The organism is Leeuwenhoekiella aequorea, from assembly GCF_004104375.1.
Lineage (GTDB): Bacteria > Bacteroidota > Bacteroidia > Flavobacteriales > Flavobacteriaceae > Leeuwenhoekiella > Leeuwenhoekiella aequorea.
Window position 1 is genome coordinate 84,477 of the sequence record NZ_QOVM01000002.1, and the last position, 24,181, is coordinate 108,657.

At 35.2% G+C, this 24,181-nt stretch carries 21 protein-coding genes; 12 read left to right on the forward strand and 9 right to left on the reverse strand.

The annotated features are described in order from the left end of the window. Positions 1-6: 6 nt before the first annotated feature. Complete coding sequence (pepT, locus tag DSM00_RS04395) at positions 7-1,242, reverse strand: peptidase T (RefSeq protein ID WP_128756820.1); 1,236 nt, start codon at positions 1,240-1,242, stop codon at positions 7-9. Positions 1,243-1,575: 333 nt separating this feature from the next. Here pepT and DSM00_RS04400 point away from each other — a divergent pair, with 333 nt between their 5' ends. From DSM00_RS04400 to guaB, 4 genes are all read left to right on the forward strand, one after another. Beyond that, complete coding sequence (locus tag DSM00_RS04400; RefSeq protein ID WP_128756821.1) at positions 1,576-2,595, forward strand: quinone-dependent dihydroorotate dehydrogenase; 1,020 nt, start codon at positions 1,576-1,578, stop codon at positions 2,593-2,595. 57 nt (positions 2,596-2,652) lie between these two features. Continuing rightward, positions 2,653-4,599: a tetratricopeptide repeat-containing sensor histidine kinase gene (locus tag DSM00_RS04405; protein ID WP_128756822.1), complete on the forward strand. Its 1,947-nt coding sequence runs from the start codon at positions 2,653-2,655 to the stop codon at positions 4,597-4,599. 57 nt (positions 4,600-4,656) lie between these two features. Then, on the forward strand, positions 4,657-5,523 hold the full coding sequence (locus DSM00_RS04410) for a hydroxymethylglutaryl-CoA lyase (protein WP_128756823.1): 867 nt from the start codon (positions 4,657-4,659) through the stop codon (positions 5,521-5,523). A 118-nt stretch (positions 5,524-5,641) separates the two neighbouring features. After that, a complete protein-coding gene (guaB, locus tag DSM00_RS04415; RefSeq protein WP_128756824.1) occupies positions 5,642-7,114 on the forward strand; it encodes an IMP dehydrogenase in 1,473 nt (490 codons plus the stop codon). A 76-nt stretch (positions 7,115-7,190) separates the two neighbouring features. Here the strand turns inward: guaB and DSM00_RS04420 are convergent, their stop codons facing one another. The 3 genes from DSM00_RS04420 to DSM00_RS04430 all read right to left on the reverse strand — a co-directional run bounded on the left by DSM00_RS04420 (position 7,191) and on the right by DSM00_RS04430 (position 8,527). Further along, complete coding sequence (locus tag DSM00_RS04420) at positions 7,191-7,700, reverse strand: OmpH family outer membrane protein (RefSeq protein WP_128756825.1); 510 nt, start codon at positions 7,698-7,700, stop codon at positions 7,191-7,193. 112 nt (positions 7,701-7,812) lie between these two features. Beyond that, complete coding sequence (locus DSM00_RS04425; protein WP_128756826.1) at positions 7,813-8,049, reverse strand: hypothetical protein; 237 nt, start codon at positions 8,047-8,049, stop codon at positions 7,813-7,815. A gap of 34 nt (positions 8,050-8,083) precedes the next feature. Beyond that, positions 8,084-8,527 carry an SRPBCC family protein gene (locus DSM00_RS04430; RefSeq protein WP_128756827.1) on the reverse strand — a complete coding sequence of 148 codons (444 nt, stop codon included), beginning with the start codon at positions 8,525-8,527 and terminating at the stop codon, positions 8,084-8,086. A gap of 172 nt (positions 8,528-8,699) precedes the next feature. Between DSM00_RS04430 and DSM00_RS04435 the strand changes: the two genes are divergently transcribed. The 5 genes from DSM00_RS04435 to DSM00_RS04455 all read left to right on the forward strand — a co-directional run bounded on the left by DSM00_RS04435 (position 8,700) and on the right by DSM00_RS04455 (position 15,460). Further along, positions 8,700-9,566, forward strand: coding sequence for a peptidyl-prolyl cis-trans isomerase (locus tag DSM00_RS04435; protein ID WP_128756828.1), 867 nt, complete (start codon positions 8,700-8,702; stop codon positions 9,564-9,566). Next, entirely contained in the window at positions 9,550-10,980 is a 1,431-nt protein-coding gene (locus tag DSM00_RS04440) for a peptidylprolyl isomerase (RefSeq protein ID WP_241652354.1), read from the forward strand. The genes DSM00_RS04435 and DSM00_RS04440 overlap by 17 nt, the downstream gene beginning before the upstream one ends. Positions 10,981-10,983: 3 nt before the next feature. Further along, complete coding sequence (locus DSM00_RS04445) at positions 10,984-11,937, forward strand: AAA family ATPase (RefSeq protein WP_128756830.1); 954 nt, start codon at positions 10,984-10,986, stop codon at positions 11,935-11,937. 246 nt (positions 11,938-12,183) lie between these two features. Continuing rightward, entirely contained in the window at positions 12,184-14,448 is a 2,265-nt protein-coding gene (locus DSM00_RS04450) for an aconitate hydratase (RefSeq protein WP_128756831.1), read from the forward strand. A 121-nt stretch (positions 14,449-14,569) separates the two neighbouring features. After that, positions 14,570-15,460, forward strand: a complete 891-nt coding sequence (locus DSM00_RS04455) for an anti-sigma factor (protein ID WP_128756832.1) — start codon at positions 14,570-14,572, stop codon at positions 15,458-15,460. 85 nt (positions 15,461-15,545) lie between these two features. Here DSM00_RS04455 and DSM00_RS04460 read toward each other — a convergent pair whose 3' ends face one another. Further along, a complete protein-coding gene (locus tag DSM00_RS04460; RefSeq protein WP_128756833.1) occupies positions 15,546-16,280 on the reverse strand; it encodes an XRE family transcriptional regulator in 735 nt (244 codons plus the stop codon). A gap of 409 nt (positions 16,281-16,689) precedes the next feature. Between DSM00_RS04460 and guaA the strand changes: the two genes are divergently transcribed. The 3 genes from guaA (at position 16,690) to DSM00_RS04475 (ending at position 20,751) form a co-directional block, all read left to right on the forward strand. Further along, positions 16,690-18,222: a glutamine-hydrolyzing GMP synthase gene (guaA, locus tag DSM00_RS04465; protein WP_128756834.1), complete on the forward strand. Its 1,533-nt coding sequence runs from the start codon at positions 16,690-16,692 to the stop codon at positions 18,220-18,222. Between the two features lie 138 nt (positions 18,223-18,360). Next, complete coding sequence (locus DSM00_RS04470; protein WP_128756835.1) at positions 18,361-20,340, forward strand: LysM peptidoglycan-binding domain-containing protein; 1,980 nt, start codon at positions 18,361-18,363, stop codon at positions 20,338-20,340. Between the two features lie 6 nt (positions 20,341-20,346). Continuing rightward, the gene (locus tag DSM00_RS04475; protein ID WP_128756836.1) at positions 20,347-20,751 is read left to right on the forward strand and encodes an OsmC family protein; all 405 of its coding nucleotides are present in this window, start codon (positions 20,347-20,349) and stop codon (positions 20,749-20,751) included. A 96-nt stretch (positions 20,752-20,847) separates the two neighbouring features. Here DSM00_RS04475 and rplT read toward each other — a convergent pair whose 3' ends face one another. The 4 genes from rplT to thrS form a co-directional block, all read right to left on the reverse strand. Beyond that, the gene (rplT, locus tag DSM00_RS04480; RefSeq protein ID WP_128756837.1) at positions 20,848-21,192 is read right to left on the reverse strand and encodes a 50S ribosomal protein L20; all 345 of its coding nucleotides are present in this window, start codon (positions 21,190-21,192) and stop codon (positions 20,848-20,850) included. A 107-nt stretch (positions 21,193-21,299) separates the two neighbouring features. Continuing rightward, complete coding sequence (rpmI, locus tag DSM00_RS04485; protein WP_128756838.1) at positions 21,300-21,497, reverse strand: 50S ribosomal protein L35; 198 nt, start codon at positions 21,495-21,497, stop codon at positions 21,300-21,302. Between the two features lie 114 nt (positions 21,498-21,611). Then, positions 21,612-22,139 carry a translation initiation factor IF-3 gene (gene infC / locus DSM00_RS04490; protein ID WP_128756839.1) on the reverse strand — a complete coding sequence of 176 codons (528 nt, stop codon included), beginning with the start codon at positions 22,137-22,139 and terminating at the stop codon, positions 21,612-21,614. A 49-nt stretch (positions 22,140-22,188) separates the two neighbouring features. Then, a complete protein-coding gene (gene thrS, locus DSM00_RS04495) occupies positions 22,189-24,135 on the reverse strand; it encodes a threonine--tRNA ligase (RefSeq protein ID WP_128756840.1) in 1,947 nt (648 codons plus the stop codon). Between the last annotated feature and the right edge of the window lie 46 nt (positions 24,136-24,181).

The following is a 24,181-nucleotide window of genomic DNA, read 5'->3' on the forward strand; positions in this document are numbered from 1 at the left end:
TATTTTTTATAATTTCGTTGCTAGTTCAGCAATCTTAACTATTACCTCTGTAGCTTTTATCATACTTTCGACAGGAACATATTCAAATCTTCCGTGAAAATTATGACCACCGGCAAATATATTAGGGCAAGGTAAACCCATAAATGAAAGTTGAGAACCATCTGTACCACCACGAATTGGTTTTATTAATGGTTTAACACCTATTGCTCGCATAGCATCTTCAGCTAAATCTACAATATGCATAACGGGCTCAATTTTCTCGCGCATATTAAAATATTGATCTTTAATTTCAATACTTATAAGCTCTAAGCCATACTGACTATTGATTTCTACAGCCAGATTATGTAGAACTTCTTTTCTAGCTTCAAAATGCCCGCTATCGTGATCTCTAATGATATACTCTAGTACAGTTTGCTCTACATCTCCTGTTATGCCATTTAAATGGAAAAAACCTTCCCGATCAGAAGTATGCTCCGGAGTTTCTAAACGTGGTAGCGAATTGATAAAATCTTGAGCAATATAAATGCTGTTAATCATTTTACCTTTTGCATAACCTGGATGCACACTTTTTCCTTTTACAAAAACTTTTACCCCAGCCGCATTAAAATTTTCAAACTCTAGTTCGCCAATCTGACTTCCATCCATAGTGTAGGCCCAAGCAGCACCAAACTTATCAACATCAAATTTATGTGCGCCACGACCTATTTCTTCATCGGGTGTGAATCCCACGCGTATAGTTCCGTGTTCAATTTGCGGATTATTTTTAAGATATTTTACAGCTTCCATTATTTCGGTAATACCTGCTTTATCGTCTGCACCTAATAGTGTAGTTCCATCTGTCGTGATCAATGTTTGACCTTCATATTGCAATAAATCATCAAAATCGCCTGGTGATAAAACTATATCTAAATCGGCATTTAACACGATATCTTTTCCGTCGTAATTTTCTATAATTAACGGATTAACATTAGTTCCTGTAAAATCTGGTGTAGTATCATAATGCGCAATAAAGCCAATGGTAGGTACAATAGCCGATGTTGTTGATGGCAGAGTAGCCATAATGTAGCCATTTTCATCAATGGAGGCGTCAGAAAGGCCCATATCTAACAATTCCTGATGCAGTTTATTTGCAAGATCCCATTGCTTGGATGTACTGGGTGTACTCAGACTATTTTCATCACTTTGTGTGTCTATAGTCACATAACTCAAAAATCTATTTACTAGTGCGTCTTTTTCTATCATAACTGGAGGTTGCTTATCGATGAGTGTGGCCGTAATATTCCTAATATTTTAAATACAAATATCTTGCTTATAATTTTTAATTATAAAGTCTAACCCATCGGTAACTAAAATTTTTCGCAAAATTAATATTCTCTTTATAGATTATAGCACACCCGTTAAAATTTATTCTTTAAATGTTGAGTTATTAATCAGTATTAAATGACTTAATCCTTATTTATTGAATTATTTGCCGTGGATAAACGATTTACTTGAAAAAATGCTAACTATTAACTCACTATTTCTTTTAGAAATTACTTGAGCAAATGTATTTTTGAAGCCACTTACTCAGCTACTATGTATAAATCAATTATTAGGCCTTTACTGTTCAAATATGATCCAGAAAAAGTACACCATTTTACCTTTAAGAGTATTCGCTTATTAAGTGGGATTGGGTTAACTAAACTTTTGAAACCCGTATTTAATATAGAAGATAAGCGCTTAGAACGTACGGTATTCGGCTTAAAATTTAAAAATCCAGTAGGTCTTGCTGCTGGTTTTGATAAAGATGCAAAATTGTTTCAAGAACTTTCTGATTTTGGTTTTGGATTTGTCGAGATCGGAACTCTTACTCCTAAGCCCCAAGATGGAAACCCTAAAAAGCGTCTATTTCGGCTTAAAGAAGATCAAGCAATTATTAACCGAATGGGATTTAATAATGGAGGAGTAGATGAGGCTGTAAAACGATTAAAAAAGAATAAAAATGTTTTAATAGGCGGTAATATTGGTAAGAATAAAATCACGCCTAATGAGGAAGCATTTGAAGATTATAAAATATGCTTTAACGCTTTATTCGATTATGTAGACTACTTTGTTGTAAATGTAAGTTCGCCAAATACGCCTAATTTGAGAGCCTTACAAGACAAAGAACCGTTGACAAAATTATTAACCGGTTTGCAGCAACTCAATGTTAATAAGCAACGTCAAAAACCTATTCTTTTAAAGATAGCTCCAGATCTTACAAATGATCAATTACTCGATATAATCGAGATCGTAAACACAACCAATATTGCAGGTGTAATTGCTACCAACACAACCATAAGTAGAAATGGGCTTACTTCAGAAACTAAATTTGAAATGGGTGGTTTAAGCGGTAAACCCTTAAGAAGTCGCTCAACAGAAGTAATACGATTTTTATCTGAAAAAAGTAATAATGCGTTCCCGATCATAGGAGTAGGAGGTATTCATACAAAAGAAGATGCTATAGAAAAATTAGAAGCTGGTGCTTCGCTAGTTCAGCTTTATACAGGATTTATTTATGAAGGCCCCCAACTTATTAAAAAAATAAATTCTGAAATTTTATTGCGCGGCTTATAATATAAAACCATTTTCTGCTTAAATTACCTAATAAACCCTAAAACCCTAAATACATTAATGTCTATAACAAGCAGCTCTAATATAAAGATGTGGATTATTTTTCTACTCAACAGCTGGTTGTTGTGTTCGTTTACAAATGTGAGTTACGGGCAAAAAGTCATTATAGATTCTCTTCAAAATGTCCTGAATAATACAAAATCAGATTCCATACGTAGTGATATTAATGAGCAGATCGCCTATCAGTACTTGTATTATAAACCAGATTCTTCCAAGATATATATTGAAAGATCACTTGAATTAGCTAAGAAAATTAATTCTCAAGCTGCAATAGCCAAGGCCCATAATAGAATGGGGACTTACAATGTCGTAACCTCCCAATATACAGACGCTATACTTGAATTTCAGAAATCGCTTCAATATTATAAGAAGAGTACAGATTTAAATGGTCTGAGTACGACATATGGAAATCTGGGTGCTCTAGATTTCTATTTAAAGGATTATGATGCGGCTCTTGAAAATTTTCACAAGTCAATTAAGCTTCTTGATACTGCTAAGCATACGAGTCAATACACAAAAGAGATCATTAATTTAGGTGCAGTACATCGCGAAAAGAAAAATCTGGACAGTGCTTATTATTATGCTAAACTCTCTATAGCCTATTCAAAAAAGCTAGTGGATAAGCGTATGCTTTCTGTAGCTAATTATAATATGGGTACGGCCCAGTTTCTACTTAATCAACCTGAAGAGGCTTTAAAAAGTTTGAATGCCTCTTTAGAACAGAAAAATGTTCCGTTACAGTTTAAATTACTTGCGACTTGTTATAAAGCTCAAGTGTTGAATAGTCTTGGGAAATATAATGAAGCAGAGAATTTATTAGAAGGGCTTGAGGAGAAGATACTATCTTTAAATGATCATTATCTCACCCTTGTATTTTATGAATCTAAGGAAGTTATTTATCAGTCTTTGAATCAGTTTGCAAAAGCTTTAGCCTACTCGCAGCGATATAAGACTCTGAATAAGACAGTTCATAACGAGGAGCAAACTAATATTTTTCAGAATATAAAAGCAAAATATGCTCAAGAAGAGCGTGCTTATGAAAATGAGTTATTACGCAATGAGTCCGAAATTCAATCCTTACAAATAGAACGCCAGAAACACGCTATATATGCAGTGGGTATTATACTTGTACTACTTCTAATAATTATTATAATACTTTATCGTCTCTATAAATTTAAGGCACAGAACAATCAGGTTCTAAAAGATAATCAGAAGCGACTTAATGCAAGTAACAGTGACCTTGCCGCTATTAATCGTCAAAAAGACAATTTGTTTTCCATTGTAGCTCATGATGTTAAAAGTCCCTTAGCAGCAATATTAAACAGCATAAATTTACTTCATGAGGATCATAAAAATTTAAATGAAGAAGAGACTGCCTTGGTGTATAGCGAATTGCAAAAGCAAACTTCAGATTTATTTTATCTGATTGAAAATGTGCTTGTGTGGGCAAAATCTCAAATGAATGGTTTTAAATTCAGCTATAGTAAATTAAATACAGACAAATTTATAAGAGAGGCGCTACAAGTAGAAATGATTTTTATAAACCGAAAAAACATTAACGTTGTAAATAATATTAACAAAGAAGAAACTATTAATACCGATTCTCAGGTATTGCGTGTTTTACTGCGTAATCTAATCAATAACGCTGTTAAATTTACTCCCGTTGATGGTACCATAACATTTAGCACATATTATAATAAAGACTATTATCATATTAATATTACAGATACGGGTATTGGTATTTCTGAAGATAAAATTAAAAAGGTCTTAGTAGATCAAGAGCGCTATACCTTAAAGGGAACTGCTGATGAACCTGGTAATGGTATAGGTCTTATCTTATGTCAAGAAATAGCTAGTAAAATAGGAGGGCACATTGAAGCTAGAAGTGAAATGGGCAAAGGGTCTACATTTACACTAGTTATACCTACCCATATGCATGGAGAATAGTATTGATAACCTACTTCCTTTAAATTGTATCTTTATCCTGTTATTTAAATTTAAACAATGAGCCAGGCGCTTAAAATTATAGAATGTCCACGTGATGCAATGCAGGGTATAAAAGACTTTATTCCTACAGATATGAAGGTGCAATATTTGCAATCTTTATTGCGGTGCGGTTTTGATACACTCGATTTTGGAAGTTTTGTATCTCCCAAAGCCATTCCTCAAATGGTGGATACGGCTGAGGTACTAGGTAAAATAGATTTAAGTAGAACTTCGACAAAATTGCTGGCAATTATAGCAAATTTACGAGGAGCAGAGGAAGCGGTTGTTCATCCTGAAATTAATTATTTGGGTTATCCATTTAGTATTTCTGAAAATTTTCAGATGCGTAATACCCATAAAACCATAGCAGAATCTGTGGCGTTACTTCAGGAAATATTAAATCTTGCAGATAAACATAATAAAGAAGTGGTTACCTATATTTCTATGGGTTTTGGTAATCCCTATGGCGACCCCTGGAATGTTGAAATAGTAGGAGAGTGGACAGAGAAGCTCTCCAATATGGGAGTTTCAATATTATCACTATCAGATACAGTAGGAAGTTCTGATGCAAAGACTATCGATTATTTATTTAGCAATCTTATTCCAAAGTATCCTCAAATAGAGTTTGGTGCTCACTTGCATACGACACCTGCGAAATGGCACGAGAAAATTGACGCTGCCTATAAAGCAGGATGCCGTCGTTTTGATGGTGCCATACAAGGCTTTGGCGGTTGCCCCATGGCAAAAGATGACTTAACAGGAAATATGCCTACAGAAAAAATACTCTCTTATTTTACGAGTGTGAAAGATGATTCTGGTATTAGACCTATGAGTTTTGAATCTGCATACAACGAAGCGTCAAAAATCTTTCATAATTACCATTAATTGAGTTTTTCTTAAGCCGGTCTATTCCAGAAATAGCAATTACTGTCTTTAGTCTAAAAATACACCGCTATTTTAAGATATTAGCAGTACCTTTGCACGCAATTAAATCTTAATTGCAATGACGGCACACGAAACTAAAATAGTAGGAGAAGGTCTAACTTATGATGACGTACTCTTAGTTCCCGCATATTCTGAAGTACTTCCGCGCGAAGTAAACATTCAATCTAAATTTTCAAGAAACATCACACTTAATGTACCCATTGTATCTGCTGCTATGGATACCGTTACCGAGTCACGTATGGCAATTGCTATAGCTCGTGAAGGTGGTATAGGTGTATTACATAAGAATATGACCATTGAAGAACAAGCGGTGAAAGTTCGTCGAGTAAAGCGTGCCGAAAGTGGTATGATCATCGATCCCGTTACGCTTAGTCTGGATGCAAAAGTAAAAGACGCAAAACGATTGATGTCTGAGCATAGCATTGGCGGTATTCCTATTATAGATGACAAAGGACATTTACAAGGAATAGTTACAAACCGAGATTTGCGTTTTGAAAAAAATGAAGAGCGTGCTATTGTTGAGGTAATGACTAGCGAAAATTTAATCACTACTGCTGAAGGTACCTCTTTAGGTGAGGCTGAGGTGATATTGCAAGAGAAGAAAATAGAAAAGCTACCGGTAGTTACAGACGATAACAAACTTATAGGCTTAATAACGTTTAGAGATATAACAAAACTTACCCAAAAGCCAATTGCAAATAAAGATACCTACGGAAGATTACGTGTTGCTGCCGCGGTAGGTGTTACGGGTGATGCTGTAGACCGCGTTGAAGCGCTTGTAAATGCTGGAGTTGATGCTGTAGTAATAGATACGGCGCACGGGCATACACAAGGTGTAGTACGTGTATTAAAACAAGTGAAAGAAAAATTTCCGGGACTTGATGTAGTTGTAGGAAATATAGCAACTGCCGATGCTGCAAGATATCTTGTAGAAGCCGGAGCAGATGCTGTAAAGGTAGGAATAGGACCTGGATCTATATGTACCACACGTGTTGTTGCAGGTGTAGGATTTCCACAATTTAGTGCAGTATTAGAAGTGGGTGCTGCTTTAAAAGGAACTGGTGTTCCTGTTATTGCCGATGGTGGTATTAGATATACCGGCGATATTCCTAAAGCGATCGCTGCTGGGGCAGATTGTGTAATGCTTGGGTCACTGCTTGCAGGTACAAAGGAATCTCCGGGAGAAACAATTATTTATGAGGGTCGTAAGTTTAAGACCTATCGTGGAATGGGTTCTGTTGAAGCTATGAAAACTGGTTCAAAAGACAGGTACTTCCAAGATGTAGAAGATGATATTAAAAAGCTTGTTCCAGAAGGTATTGTAGGTCGTGTTCCTTATAAAGGCGAACTTTATGAAAGTGTTCACCAATTTATAGGAGGTCTACGTGCAGGTATGGGATATTGCGGAGCAAAGGATATTGCAACTCTTAAAGATAACGGTCGTTTTGTGAAAATTACCGCAAGCGGAATCAATGAAAGTCATCCTCATGATGTTACTATCACAAAAGAATCTCCTAATTATAGCAGATAACAATTTGGTGATATATAGTAAAAAAAATAGGAGCAATTGCTCCTATTTTTTTTTTTTTTTGATAACAGTGAAGATATTACTCCGTTTTTAAAGTAACACCAAGTTTCTTAGCAACTGCTTCTGTAAGATCTAAAGCCGGATCAAAATAAGCTACTCCAGAGTTAAGAGTAAGAACTTGAGAATACTTCTGTTCTTTAGCAACAGCATCTAAAGCCTGACCTACTTTCTGATATAATGGCTGCATTAATTCATTTTGTTTAATTTGAATTAAACCTTGAGAATTTTGTCTAAATCTCTGAATGTCCTCTTCCATACCTACTATTTCTTCTTGCTTAGCCTTTTTATCTTCTTCTGTAGCTGTAGCTTCAGCACTTTGATATGCTGTTACAGCAGACTGATATTTTGTAACTAATTCTTTGAACTGCTTATCAAGATCAGCTCCGTAAGCTTCTAAATCTTTTTGTACTTGTGTTACTTCATTTAAACTTGAAATCACAAGATCGCTATCTATAGTACCTACCTTTGATTGTGCAAAAGCACTCACACTAATTAGAAAAGCTGCTAAGGGGATAAATATTTTTTTCATTCTTTAATTTTTAATACCTCTGGATGAGGCTGTCGTTATATTTATTAATTGGTTTTTAAAAAAGTACAAACAAAGATAAAAAAGCGGTTGAGCTAACAAAGCTTTTTAAAGGTTAATCAAGAAATTCGCCACGATGCGGTTTAAGAGCATCTCGCACCGCAATCATCTCAGATTTATAAACCGTTATATAGGCAATGCTGTAAGAGCTCGATTTTACTTCTATTCCAGTAGTACTATCTTTTAGTTCACTAGAAGCAATATAATCATTGAGATGTATCACGTGATGTTCTGCTATTTTCTCTGCATCCGGACCTCTAAAGTCCCAGATTAATTTAAGTTTAGTGTTCATTATGACTTATATTTCAATTCTTGTGCCAAAAAAACTAGGCGATTTCTGATTCTGCAAAGCTCTTAAAATCCCGCATATACTTGAGCGATTGTTTTTTGAATATTCCCGGCATAAGCAGCCCTAAGGTTTTCATACCTAAACCTTCAAATTTAAACATATTCTCAGAGCGCCATACGGTTTTGCCATCTTCGGTGCTTTCAAATGTGTTCTTTTGAATGTTTAATACACCCGGCGCTCTATATTCTGCAATTAAATGATGTGGCATTTCAGTTTCAAGAATGGTTTCTATCATCGTTATTTTACGTTTGCCAAAATCATATTTTAATTCTGTTTTAGCTCCTTGCTCACCAAAATTTCCGGAAATAACTCGGGCAGATATTAATCCGTCTTGCCATTTCTTCAAGTTTTCAAGGGTATCCATTTTATCAATGGTGTCTTTTAGAGGTAAGTCAATTATAATTTTAAGAGAATACTTCATATTATTTCTTTTGTTGCATTTTTTTGTAAAAATATACATATTCTAAGATTGGTGCTCTATTAGATTATTTAGAGTTCTCGATGATCTGGTAATTAATGTTTAATTTTGCAGTCTTTTATGCGAAAAGTTTTTTATCAAAATATAAAAGTTAAAAACATTTAATTTCAAATTTATGTCACACCTCTTAAATCGAGTCGTCTTTGTTATCACTTGTGCACTGGTTTTGATCTCGTGTGATCTTTTAGGCACAAAGGCTCCGGTAGGAGATCCCGTAGCTCGGGTAGGTGATAGCTACTTGTATAAGGAAGATATCGCAAATCTGGTTACAGCAGAAATGACAGAGCAAGATAGTGCGCTTGTTGTATCAAGTTTTATAACACGCTGGGCAACTCAGAAGTTGTTGATGAGTGGTGCGCAACGTAATATAACAAGCGAGGAGCAGGAGCGATTAAATAATTTAGTAAATCAGTATCGTTCGGAGTTGTATTCACAAGCATATAAAGATGCTCTTGTTGAACGTAATTTAGACAGTACAATTACAGATGCTGAGGCTAAGGCATTTTATAAGGAAAATAAAGCCAACTTTAAGTTGAATGAAGAATTATTGAAGCTTCGGTATATTAAAATGGCAGATACCGATTATAATATAGAAGAGATTAAAAGAAGGTTTACACGTTTTAACAAACAGGATAAAAAATTTCTAGATTCAATTTCTGTTCAATTTAAAGCGCAATATTTAAATGATTCAACTTGGATACGTAGAGATAAAGTGATCGCGATTATTCCGCCGATATCAGTCGAAAATAGTGACAGACTTTTAAATAAAACTGAATTTTTACAGTTGCGTGATTCATTAGGATTATATTTGATCGCTGTAAAAGATAAGCTTAATCGTAATGCAGATGCGCCTTTAGAATATGTGTTACCAACAGTTAAACAAATACTTCTTAATAGAAGAAAATTAGAATTTATTAAACAATTAGAAAAAGATATTACCAAAGATGCAATCAAAAATAAAGAATTTGAACTCTACAATTAACCTTTATCTAGTTCTCCTGATAAGCCTATTATCAGGAAATCTATTAAGTGCTCAGGAAATTATCTCAACTACAGAAAATGCTGAGACTGCAGAGGTGGAGCCTAAAGCACCTACCACAGGAACTACTTTTAAAGTTGATGGAGTAGCGGCAGTTGTAGGGGAGTTTGTGATATTAGATAGTGATATTCAACAAGCTATAGAAAGCCTTAAACAGCAAAAAGTAGAAGCTGAGGCTTTAACAGAGTGCAAGGTGCTTGATAAGCTAATGGAAGATAAGTTATATGCGCACCATGCAGTTGTAGATAGTATTACCATTTCTGAAGACCAGGTAAGATCCTACACGCAACAACAAATTGATTATTTCTTAAATCAATTTGGTGGTTCTGAAGAACGCGTCTTAAAGTTTTACAGAAAAGAAAAAATGAGTGATCTTCAAAAAGAACTTCTAGAGCTTAACAGAAATCAGGAGCTGGCCAAAGCAATGCAGCAAAAAATTGTTGAGGATGTTGAAGTTACTCCAGAAGAAATACGTGATTACTTTAAAGGTCTTGAGCGTGATGGTTTACCGCAATTTGGTGTTGAACTTGAAATTTCAAAGATTTTAATAGAGCCGGAAGTTCCGCAAGCGGAAAAGCAAAAGGTAATTGACGAACTTAATGGTTATCGAAAAGACATTGTAGAAAACGGAAGCAGTTTTGCTACAAAAGCGGTGTTATGGTCTGAAGACGAGTCTAGTCGAGGCGATGGTGGTCTAATTAAAGATGTGGATCGTAAATCACAATTTGTAAAAGAATTTAGAGATGTTGCTTTTAGTCTTGAAGAAGGCGAAGTGAGTAAGCCTTTTGAAACTGAATTTGGTTATCATATAATAAAGGTTGAGAAAATAAGAGGTCAGAAAATTGATCTAAGACACATCTTGAGAATACCTAAGGTAACCACCGCTGCTGAAAATGAAGCAAAAGATAAAATTGAGAAAATAAAGAAACGTATAGAAGAAGGCGAGCTTACTTTTGCCGAAGCTGCAAAGGAGTTCTCTGATGAGAAAGAAACTGCAAGTGATGGAGGTATAATGATTAATCCGGTAACTCAAGACCGTATGTTCGAATTAAAAAATCTTCCTCCAGATTTATATCCTAAAGTTCAGAATTTAAAAGAAGGAGAAATCTCAATTGCTTTTAATAACCCTACTCGTACCGGTAAGACCCGTTATGAAATTTATACTGTTTCTGATCGTCTAGAAGAACACGAAGCAGATTTTGCTTTGGATTATGTGAAAATTAAAGAGTTTACCTTACAAGCAAAGCGTATTAAAGCTATTGAGAAGTGGCAGAATGAAAAAATAGCTGAAACCTATATTAAGCTTAATGGAACTCGAAAAGACTGTGAGTATAGCAGTAACTGGTTAAAAAAATAATATATGTCTGATGTTAAGGCGATAGATACACTTGTTGGCCGTTTTAAAGATTTAAAAAAGGAAATAGGTAAAATTATCATAGGTCAGGATGAAGTTATAGAGCAAATCATAATTTCAATTTTTTCCGGAGGTCACGCACTATTAATTGGTGTACCTGGATTAGCAAAGACATTAATGGTAAATACTGTTGCTCAAACATTAGGACTAGATTTTAAACGTATCCAGTTTACGCCAGATTTAATGCCCAGTGATATCGTAGGGTCTGAAATATTAAATGAAAACCGCTCTTTTAGATTTTTAAAAGGGCCTGTTTTTTCTAATATTATTTTAGCGGATGAGATCAACCGGACTCCGCCTAAAACTCAAGCAGCCTTGTTAGAAGCTATGCAGGAAAAAGCAGTAACTGTAGCTGGAAAACAATACAAGTTAGATGCTCCTTATTTTGTACTGGCAACACAAAATCCAATAGAGCAGGAGGGGACTTACCCGCTTCCAGAAGCGCAATTAGATAGATTTATGTTTGCAATAAATCTTTCCTATCCTACATATGAAGAAGAAGTACGTATTGTAAAAGCAACTACAGCAGATGTTAAAACTACTGTGAATGCACTATTTACTGCAGAGGATATTGTGAGTTACCAGCAACTTATCCGCCGCATTCCTGTAGCAGATAATGTAATTGAATACGCTGTAAAACTTGTAGCTCAAACAAGACCAGACTCAACTGCTGCTCCACGAATTGTTAAAGATTATATTGATTGGGGTGCCGGCCCCAGAGCCTCTCAAAATTTAATTCTTGCAGCAAAAGCACATGCTGCAATGCAAGGAAAGTATTCTCCAGACATTGAAAATGTTCAAGCAGTAGCTCAGGGAATTCTTGGGCACCGACTTATCAAAAATTACAAAGCAGAAGCTGAAGGTTTAACGCTACAGGATATTATAAAATCCTTGCTGTAGAGTAATATAGAGACGCTCTAAATAAGCTTAAATAGGCGTCTTTTAAATACTTTGAGCGCGTAACTATCTAATTCTTAAAATCAACCAACGATATCGTTATATATTTATCAAAATTTAAAAATTTTTGATATTTCTTCAATAGGTCTTAATCTGTTCAAACACTTCGTATTTTGAAGGCTTTTTCGTATTTTTCCGTCCGCTTTTAAGCGAAATTTTTATACATATTCATTTAACTAAAATTTAGATATGGCATTTGATATTGATATGATCAAATCGGTTTACAGTAATGTAAAGGAGCGCGTAGATGCCGCTCGTGAAGTTACCGGTAAACCTTTAACACTGGCAGAAAAAATATTGTATTCTCACCTTTGGGATGGTAAAACAGATAAGGCATTTGTACGTGGTAAAGATTACGTAGATTTTGCTCCAGATCGTATCGCTTGCCAGGATGCTACAGCTCAAATGGCGCTTTTGCAATTTATGCAGGCAGGTAAGAAGAATGTTGCAGTTCCTACCACTGTTCATTGTGATCACCTTATTCAAGCAAAGCAAGGTGCTAAAAAAGATTTAATTCGTGCTAACGAAACAAGTAATGAAGTTTTTGACTTCTTAGAGTCTGTTTCTAATAAATACGGAATAGGTTTCTGGAAGCCGGGTGCAGGTATTATTCACCAGGTAGTTCTAGAAAACTATGCATTTCCTGGAGGGATGATGATAGGTACAGATAGTCATACTGTAAATGCAGGTGGTTTAGGTATGGTTGCTATAGGTGTAGGTGGTGCTGATGCTGTTGATGTTATGGCAGGTATGGCTTGGGAGTTAAAATTCCCTAAGTTAATCGGTGTAAAATTAACCGGTGAGTTAAATGGATGGACCGCATCTAAAGATGTTATTCTTAAAGTTGCAGGTATACTTACTGTAAAAGGAGGAACAGGTGCTATTGTAGAATATTTTGGCCCTGGTGCTCGTAACTTGTCTTGTACAGGTAAAGGAACAATCTGTAACATGGGTGCAGAAATAGGTGCTACAACTTCCACTTTTGGTTATGATGAGTCTATGGAGCGTTTCCTTAGAGCTACAGATCGTGCAGATGTTGCAGATGCAGCAAATGAGGTTAAAGAATATTTAACTGGAGATGATGAAGTATATGCCAACCCAGAACAATACTTCGACGAAGTAATCGAAATCAATCTTTCAGAATTAAGACCACATCTTAATGGACCTTTTACTCCAGATTTAGCTACCCCTGTAGGTGAATTAGGTGAGAAAGCAAGAAGAAATGACTGGCCTTTAAAAGTAGATTGGGGACTTATAGGTTCTTGTACAAACTCTTCTTACGAAGATTTATCAAGAGCAGCCTCAATTGCTCAACAAGCGATAGATAAAAATTTAAAGCCTAAGAGTGATTTTGGTATTAATCCAGGATCAGAACAAATACGTTTTACAGCAGAGCGAGACGGTTTGCTTCAGGTTTTTGAAAACTTAGGAGCTACTATATTTACAAATGCTTGTGGACCTTGTATAGGACAGTGGGATCGTAGCGATCGAAAAGGGGACGAGAAAAATACAATTGTACATTCTTTTAACCGTAACTTCTCTAAGCGTGCAGATGGTAACCCTAACACACACGCATTTGTAGGATCTCCAGAAATGGTTGCAGCTATTGCAATTTCAGGAAGATTAGATTTTGATCCTATTAATGACACACTTCTTAACGAAGATGGAGAGGAAGTAAAATTAGATATTCCTGTAGGTTTAGAATTACCTCCAAAAGGTTTTGCTGTTGATGAAAATGGTTATTTAGCACCTACCGAAGATGGAAGTTCTGTTGTTGTTAAGGTAGCTGAAGATAGCGAGCGACTAGAGTTATTAGAGCCTTTTACCCCAATTCAGGATTCTGAGTTAAAAGAGGTTAAGCTTCTTATTAAAGCGTTTGGAAAATGTACTACAGACCACATATCTATGGCAGGTCCTTGGTTACGATACAGAGGACATTTAGATAATATTTCTAATAACTGTCTTATAGGTGCTGTAAATGCATTTAACAAGCAAACAAACTTTGTGAAGAATCAACTTACTAATGAGTATGGTGGAGTTCCTGATACACAAAGAGAATATAAAGCTAAAGGAATCAAAACTATTGTTGTAGGTGATCACAACTATGGAGAAGGATCTTCTCGTGAGCACGCTGCAATGGAACCACGTTTCTTAGGTGTTGCTGCAGTATTAGTAAAATCTTTTGCTCGTATTCACGAGACAAACCTTAAAAAACAAGGTATGTTAGGTCTTACTTTTGCTAATGAAAGCGACTACGATCTAATTCAGGAAGATGATACTTTCAGCTTTGTTGATATTGAATCTTTTGCTCCAGATAAGCCTCTTACATTAGAAGTAACACATGCAGATGGTAGCAAAGACACAATTATTGCAAACCATACGTATAATGATGCTCAAATTAAATGGTACCGTGAAGGTTCTGCGTTAAATCTTATTAAGAAGCAGAACGCTTAATCAGCCTTTTTACTAAATATTTATTAAAACCAAACTGCTTTATACCAGTTTGGTTTTTTTATTGAAATTTTTGTACGCTATTTGCGTTAACATAACACAACTTAAAAACTTAAACATAGATATGAAAAAAATTAAATTTCTGGGACTTTTAACGGCAGCTGCATTATTAGCTTCATGTTCAGGTGACGATGATTCGGTTTCTAGAACAGATATCACGTTACAATCAATTACTTTACTTCCAAGTCTTGAAGAAAATTCTCAATACGAAGTTTGGATAACCTCAGGAGGTGAAGATATTTCTTTAGGTAAATATAGAAGTCTTTCAAACGGACAGACATTCTCTGCTGCTTCATCGAGTGTAGAGAATGCTTCGGCTTTCAAAATTAGTTTAGAGCCTGGAAATGATCCTAGTTCTGATATAAGTAATACTGTAATTTTATCGGGAAGTTTTAATGGGAATTCAGCAGATCTAACTATTGCAAATTCAATAGGTAATTTCTCTAACGCCTCTGGTATTTTTACCTTATGGACGCCTACAGATTCTGATGCTAATAATAATCAGAATGGTGTGTATTTTTTAAATCCAAATAATGGAAACCCACAAGCTGGTCTAAACTTACCTACACTACCTGCAGGTTGGAGATATGAGGGTTGGGTTACCGTTCCTAATGCTAATAATCAACTTGTTAATCTAAGTACAGGTAGATTTAGTTCTCCAACGGGAAGAGATGAAACTGCTGCTTATAGTTCACAAGTAAATACAGCTCCGCAATTTCCTGGAGAAGATTTTGTAAATCAAAGTATTCTTGGTCAGTTAGGATTTAACTTGCTTCCAGATTTAAGATTGAAAAAAATATTTATTTCGGTGGAACCTGAGCCAGACAATAATTATGCTGAGCCTTTTGTAATACAGCCACTAATTAACCCAAGATCTACTAATTCATTATATCCTACAACTCAAACTATGGATTTAAATACACTGTCTTTCCCAAGGGGAGTTGTTTCGAGATAGTATTTAAAAAAATATAGAGTCATAAAAAAGCCGGTCTAATAACCGGCTTTTTTATGACTTCTAATTTAAGTATGTTTCATTATTACTAAACGAGTTTATTTATCTTTTCAATAAGTTTACTCATATCTCCTTGTAGTTTATCTACTTGACTTTCTAAATGTTGAACGCGCTTATTTGCATCCATATCGATTACATTTAGTGAGCTGGTGATTTTACCACGTACGATTAAAATCTCAAGTATATTGTCAAGATCGTAGCTAATGCTCTCGTATTTACTGTTGTCACTTATTAAGATAAGTGCATTATTAGAAAGGTCCTTCTTAATCCGTTTTGTAAGTACAGATTTTGAAGTAACAATTACAGCAACAGAGCCGTCAAGTATTTCAGTAATATCATCTGCATGCTGAGTAATTAGTATATCGCCATGCATTAATGTTGGCATCATACTGTCACCTTCTACTTCAAACAACTTTTGACCATCTGCTGGTTCATAGCCCGGTAACTTGAACATGTCTAACGTAGACATCCACTGCTCATTATCTTTATTTTCTATAAAACCAGCACGAGCCTCTACATTAATAAGAGGTACAAAACCATTTGATGAACTCATCATAATCGAGTTATGAGATCCTTTTAAAATGCGATCTGTAGGGACGCTGTATAATTTACTTAATGTAAGTAAGTGTTCTGTTGTAATAGAATTTTGGCCATTTTCTATAAGAGAATAGGCGCCTTGGGTAATACCAAGTTCTGTCGCAACCTTCTTTTGTGATAAAGCAGAGCGCTCACGAAGTAACTTTAGTTGTTTTGATATGGACATTTTATTAAGGTTTAGGGAACTTAAATTTAAAGATGTTGTAAATATAGGATTTATATCTCTTATATTGTTTTTAGTTATATTTTTAGTAATTTGTCAGTTATATCCAATAAATATTTATAATTTATTAATATATAACATATTATTAACGAATTTGATATATATTTTAATAATTTTCAAATTTTTTTAATATATATGTATTCTTTACTTGTGGATTTATATCGACAATTAGCTAATCTTCATCTATTTATAGTAACAAAAAATTAAAGTATTCTTACAAATGGAATAGTACAAAAAGTATTATTTTATTCAAAATGAAATAAGTGTTAATCGATAAATAAAAGTGTGATATATTCTAAAATTTGCACATAAATTGAAGTAGTCAAAATAGATAGAAATACTATTTTTGCCTATGCAAAATAACGTACTCATCTTAGATTTCGGTTCGCAGTATACCCAATTAATTGCAAGACGCATACGGGAGCTTAATATTTTCTGCGAGATCAAACCATTTAATAAATTACCAGAAGACTTAAGCAGCTACAAAGCGGTCATATTATCTGGATCACCATCATCAGTTCGTGCATTAGATGCACCGCATCCAGATTTGACAAACATACGTGGTAAGAAGCCATTGCTGGGTGTATGCTATGGTGCTCAATATTTGGCGCATTTTCATGGCGGTGAAGTAGGACAGTCAAGTACTCGTGAATACGGTAGAGCAAACCTCTCAATGATAAAAGAGGATGAAGCGTTTTTTGAAAACGTAACTCTGGGAAGTCAGGTTTGGATGAGTCATAGTGATACAATTAAGCGCTTACCAGAAGGTGCGGTGCGATTGGCCAGTACTCACGATGTGGAGAATGCTGCTTACCGACTTCAAGGAGAAGAAACCTATGCAATACAATTTCACCCAGAAGTTTATCACTCGACTGATGGAAAGCAGATCTTAGAGAATTTTCTTGTAAATATCGCTCAGGTAGAACAAAGCTGGACTCCAGATAGTTTTGTAGATAGCACGGTAGCGCAACTTAAAAGCAAAATAGGATCAGATAAAGTTATTTTAGGTCTTTCTGGTGGGGTTGATAGCTCTGTCGCAGCTATGCTCTTGCATAAAGCTATTGGAAAGAATCTACATTGTATTTTTGTGAATAACGGGCTTTTACGTAAAAATGAGTTTCAGGATGTATTAAAGCAATACGAGGGAATGGGACTTAATGTAAAGGGAGTAGATGCTTCAGCTCGATTTCTAGATGCTTTAGCAGGAAAGAGTGATCCTGAAGAAAAGCGAAAAACAATAGGTAGAGTATTTATTGACGTTTTTGATGATGAATCACATCAGGTTGAAAATGCAAAGTGGCTAGCGCAAGGAACAATATATCCCGATGTTATAGAATCTGTTTCTGCGACTGGTGGCCCTTCAGCAACTATAAAGTCACATCATAATGTAGGTGGATTGCCAGATTTTATGAAGCTTCAGGTTGTAGAACCTTTACGTATGCTATTTAAAGATGAAGTGCGTAGAGTAGGAGCAAGTATGGATATGAACCCAGCACTTTTAGGTAGACATCCTTTTCCCGGTCCTGGTTTAGCAATTCGTATTCTAGGAGATATTACTCCCGAGAAAGTAAGAATATTACAAGAAGTTGATGCTGTCTTTATAAATAGTCTTAAAGATTGGAATTTATATGATCAAGTGTGGCAAGCAGGTGCAATTTTATTGCCTGTAGATTCTGTAGGGGTAATGGGAGATGAGCGTACCTATGAAAAATGTGTTGCGCTAAGAGCTGTAGAAAGTACCGATGGAATGACAGCAGACTGGGTGAATCTACCTTATAATTTTTTACAAAAGGTATCTAATGATATAATAAATAAGGTTAAAGGCGTTAATAGAGTAGTTTACGATATCAGTTCAAAACCACCAGCAACTATAGAATGGGAATAATTAGTATATATTTTAACTAATTTTTCGATAGTATTATATTATAAAGCAAATACGTATTTAGGTATTTCACTTTAATTAAGTCTAATAATGGGGTTTTGAGTCTTGACTTAAAATCCCATTTATAATAAAATCCCAGTAATGAGAAATGTAACCATATTGTTTATTTTCATTTTTGTAGTATTCAGTTGCTCAAGTATAGGGCAACAAACCTATTCTAGTCATCGCGTTAGTGAAGGCGAGACTGTGTCCAGTATTGCAAATAAATATAATGTAACTGTCTATGAAATCTATAAACTGAATCCTGAGGCTAAAGGCCAACTATATCCTGGTTTAGTTCTTATACTTCCTGGTGGAAATGCAGACACTACTGGCTCAAATACTGAAAATGAAAATTTTATATTTCATACGGTACAAAAAGGAGAGACGCTATATAATCTTACAAAAAAATACGGAGTTACCGAATCACAAATCAAGCGTTATAATCAACATCTGTATAGTGCTGAATTGCGAAACGGAGAGATTATAAAAATACTGAAGCCAAAAGCTTCTGAAGCAATTTCAGAAACTTCAAAACCTACGACTACAAACAGAAAACACATCGTAAAGCCAAAAGAAACTAAATATGGTTTGGCTTCTATGTACGGTATTTCTGTATCAGATCTTGAAAACCTAAATCCGGGTATTGTTGATGGGTTACAAATAGGAGATATATTGAATGTTCCCGATAAAGCTTACACAAATAATGCTGTCATTGAGGATAGTAAATATGGTTTTTATGAGGTTAAGCCTAAGGAAACCTTATACAGTCTTATCCAGCGATGGAATTTATCTGAAGAACAATTGACTACTTTAAACCCGTCTCTTAGAGATGGATTGAAAAGTGGAATGGTTTTAACGATTCCGAAGTCAAAACTTACAAATGAAATTAAAGTTAGTACCACCGGTGGTGCGATAAATCTTTCCAAGAATCTAAAAAACTTATCTGTCAAAAATGTGGCTGTAATGATGCCATTTAATCTGGGTAGTGTTCAGGTAGATTCTGAAGAATTGAAAAAAAGTGCCTTAAAGTCAGATCGCGTAATGAATATTGCGCTGGACTTTTACAGTGGTGTACTTATGGCTGTTGATTCAGCTAAAGCATTAGGGATTTCTTCAAATTTATACGTTTATGACACCCAGTATTCTCGATCTGCGGGTAATGCTACTAATGATCGTAAAATTGAAGAAATCATTAACCGCAAAGACTTTGATAAAATGAATGTTGTAATAGGTCCTTTACTTACATCTAATGTTGAAAAAGCCTCAGCAATGTTGAGAAATAAAGGTATTCCGGTGGTTTCACCTATCGTTCCATCGGTTACAATGAGCTCAAATCTGTTTCAATCTCGTCCAGATGATAAAATTTTAAAAGATCAAATGATCAATTTTATAAAACAAAATGGTCGAGGAAAAAATATAATTATTGTTGCAGATTCTAAAAATCAAAATACAAAACAACGTATTCAAAGTTTATATCCTGATGCAAAAATTGTGACGCCAAGAAGTAGTGGTAATGGCTATTATATAAGAGCTAGTGATTTAGTCTCAAATCTTTCTCGTACCATTCAAAACTGGGTAATTTTAGAATCTAATGATATTGCCTTAATAAGTAATATTACTACAACCTTAAGTACACAGTTGTCTGGCAGTGAGATAACCTTGTTAACTACAGATAAGGGTTCTGCATATGATAGTGATGATGTATCTAATATTACTCTAATGAAATTAAATTTTCATTTTCCATCTGTTTCAAGAGAATATGATTATTCTCATGAGTCTTTTGTAAATGCTTACAGTTCTAAGTATGGTTATGCCCCTAGCAGTTATGCTGTAAGAGGATATGATATTACATTTGATACCTTATTACGATTAGCAGCTTCAGAAAGTCTTTACACTGCTGCCGATTCTGGTTATATAACCCAATATGTAGAGAATAAGTTCAATTATGTTCAAGACCCTGCTTCTTCAGGATACTATAACAAAGCATCTTATATTATTAAATACGGGAAAGATTTAGAAGAGATTGTGGTTGAAGTTTCTAGTGACACTAATGTAAATACTGGGTATCTAAAAAACTAAACTTTTATGACTAGTAAAGTGACTTATTTAGGTGGATTACGTACTACGTGCGAACATTTGAAATCAGGAAATTCGTTTATTACAGATGCTCCTACAGATAATAATGGTAAAGGAGAGGCTTTTTCACCTACTGACACTGTGGCAACTGCTCTAGCAAGCTGTATGCTTACTGTAATGGGAATTAAAGCTGAATCTTTAGAAGGTGTCAATTTGGAAGGATCTGTGGCACTAATTAATAAGATAATGTCTTCAAATCCTAGACGAATTGCTAGAATCGAAATACAATTAGATCTAAAAGGTGTGGCTGCTGATAAGGATCGAAAGATATTAGAGAATACGGCTAATACCTGTCCCGTTCATAACAGTCTTCATCCAGATATTGAAAAGGAAATTCATTTTAACTGGTTGTAAAGCTAAAACTAATATTATTTATAGAATAAAAAAAAGCCCAATCGTAAGATTGGGCTTTTCTAGTATAAGCGGAATATTGTTAATTAGGCGTTAGCCTTATTTTACTTTATTTACGATTGCTTCAAAAGCTTCTGGGTGATTCATTGCTAAATCTGCTAAAACCTTACGGTTAAGTTCGATTTTTGCAGTTTTCACTTTGCCCATAAACTGAGAATAAGACATACCATGTAAACGTACACCCGCGTTGATACGAGTTATCCATAAAGCACGGAAATTTCTTTTCTTTTGGCGACGGTCACGGTATGCATATAGCATTGCTTTGTCAACCGCATTTTTTGCAACTGTATAGACGTTTTTACGTCTTCCAAAGTAACCTTTGGCTTGCTTCATTACCTTTTTTCTTCGGGCTCTAGAAGCAACTGAATTTACTGATCTTGGCATAATTTAATTGTTTTTGTAGCAGGCGGGTAGTAATACCACTTTTAAAACGCTTTATTTAATGTTTTGCCTAACTCCAGGGTTTATAAAATAATTGAACCGGTTACGTATTATTTAATACGTAACATAATTTTCACGTTGTTTTCGTCAGCTTTGTGAACGAGAGTATCGTGAGTTAATGCAAGCTTACGTTTCTTAGACTTTTTAGTCAAGATGTGACTCTTAAACGCGTGCTTTCTTTTGATTTTACCAGTACCTGTAAGCTTAAAACGCTTCTTAGCACTGCCTTTTGTTTTCATCTTAGGCATAATTCCTAGTTTATTTAATTAATCCGCTTATGTTTTTTGCTTTGATCTTTTAATATCAAAACAATCCCGTCCTTGTAAAAAAGACGGGATTTATCTTTTGTGTCTTAAAGACTGTTATTTAGCTGTTTTCTTAGGAGCTAAGAACATAATCATTCTTTTACCTTCTAATTTTGGCATTTGTTCAACTTTGCCATAATCTTCAAGTTCCTGAGCTAGACGTAACAGTAATATTTGACCCTGATCTTTATAGATTATTGAGCGACCTTTAAAGAAAACGTATGCTTTTAATTTAGAACCTTCTTCAAGGAATTTAATTGCATGTTTCTTTTTAAACTCGTAGTCATGATCATCTGTATTAGGCCCAAATCTAATTTCCTTTACGACTACTTTAGACGCTTTGGCCTTCATGACCTTCTCACGCTTTTTCTGCTCGTAAACGAACTTTTTATAATCCATCACTTTACAAACAGGAGGTTCTGCATTTGGTGATATTTCAACCAAATCTAATTCCTGCTCATCTGCGATTTCTTGTGCCTTACTGGTGGGATAAACCCCCATTTCTACATTATCTCCTACAAGTCGTACTTCACGAGCACGTATCTTTTGATTGATAAGGTGTTGGTCTGTCTTCTGAACCCTCATGGGTCCTCTTGATCTTTTTCTACGTATTGCTATGGCTATATCTTTTTAATTAAACTTCAAATTTCTTTAGTGTTTTGTTGATTTCGGTATTAACAACTTCTGCAAATTCTGCAACTGTCATCGTACCTAAATCCTCACCACCATGTTTACGTACAGAAACCGTACCATCATTAGCTTCTTTCTCACCAATAATCAACATGAACGGTAATTTTTGCATTTCCGCTTCTCGAATCTTACGACCCATAGTTTCTCCGCGGTCATCTACCGTGGCGCGAATTTCGTGATTTTCTAACAATTCTAAAACATTTTGAGCGTATTTCTCATAATTCTCACTGAGCGTTAAAACGATAGCTTGCTGCGGCATAAGCCAAAGTGGGAAATTACCTCCCGTATGTTCTAACAATATCGCCACAAAACGTTCCATACTGCCAAAAGGGGCACGGTGTATCATTACTGGGCGATGCTCTTCGTTGTCACTGCCTTTATAGGTAAGTTCAAAGCGTTCTGGCAGATTATAATCTACCTGTATAGTCCCTAACTGCCAGCTACGACCTAACGCATCCTTAACCATAAAATCTAATTTAGGTCCGTAGAATGCAGCTTCGCCGGTTTCTATGACATAATTTAATCCTTTAGCTTTAGCGGCGTTTATGATTGCATTTTCAGCCTTAGCCCAGTTTTCATCAGAGCCTATGTATTTTTCTTTATTGTCAGGATCACGCAATGAAACTTGAGCTGTGAAGTTTTCAAAGCCTAATGATCCAAATACATAAAGTACTAGATCTATAACTTTCATAAACTCGTCATCTAACTGATCTGGAGTACAAAATATATGAGCATCATCTTGAGTAAACCCGCGTACACGCGTTAAGCCGTGTAATTCACCACTTTGCTCATAACGATATACAGTTCCAAATTCAGCAAAACGTTTTGGTAAATCTCTGTAACTCCATTGCACTGCATTATAAATCTCACAGTGATGTGGACAGTTCATTGGTTTCAACAAAAACTCTTCTCCTTCGGCAGGAGTTGTAATGGGTTGAAAACTATCTGCACCATATTTTGCATAATGACCTGAGGTCACATACAATTCTTTTTGACCTATATGTGGCGTAACTACCATTTCATAGCCTGCCTTTTTCTGTGCAGCCTTTAAAAAGTTTTCTAAGCGTTCACGCAAAGCGGCACCTTTAGGCAGCCATAATGGCAGGCCTTGACCTACTTTTTGAGAAAATGTAAATAATTGTAGTTCTTTACCTAGTTTTCTATGATCTCTCTTTTTTGCTTCTTCTAATAACTCCAGATATTCTTTTAAATCTTTCTGCTTCGGAAAAGAAATACCATAAACTCGAGTCAACTGCGGATTTTTCTCATCACCTCTCCAATAAGCACCTGCGACACTCATTAATTTTACCGCTTTTACAAAACCGGTATTAGGTAAATGACCTCCTCTACATAAATCTGTAAAACTATCGTGATCACAGAAAGTAATCGTTCCGTCCTCAAGATTTTCTATTAATTCAACCTTATACGGATTGTCCTGTTTTTTGTATAATTCTAAAGCATCTGCTTTAGAGACGCTTCGCATAGAAAATTCGTGTTTTCCGCGTGCGATTTCAAGCATTTTATCTTCGATCTTTTTAAAATCGTGTTCTCCTAACGTACGTTCTCCAAGATCTACGTCATAATAAAAACCTTTATCAATTGCAGGTCCTATAGTAAGTTTTACACCAGGATACAATTCTTCTAATGCCTGAGCAAGAATATGAGCAGAGGAGTGCCAGAAGGCTGTTTTTCCTTCATCATCATTCCACGTGTATAGAACAAGTGATCCATCTGTTGTTAATGGCGTCGTTGTTTCTACTGTTGTATTATTATATTTTGCTGAAATAACATTACGTGCAAGACCTGCACTTATGCTGTTTGCGACATCAAATGGTGTTGCGCCGCTTTCAAATTCTTTTACACTGCCGTCTGGCAAAGTAACCTTGATCATAGTTCAAATTTAAGCTGTAAATATAAGGGGTTTCACGACAATACTA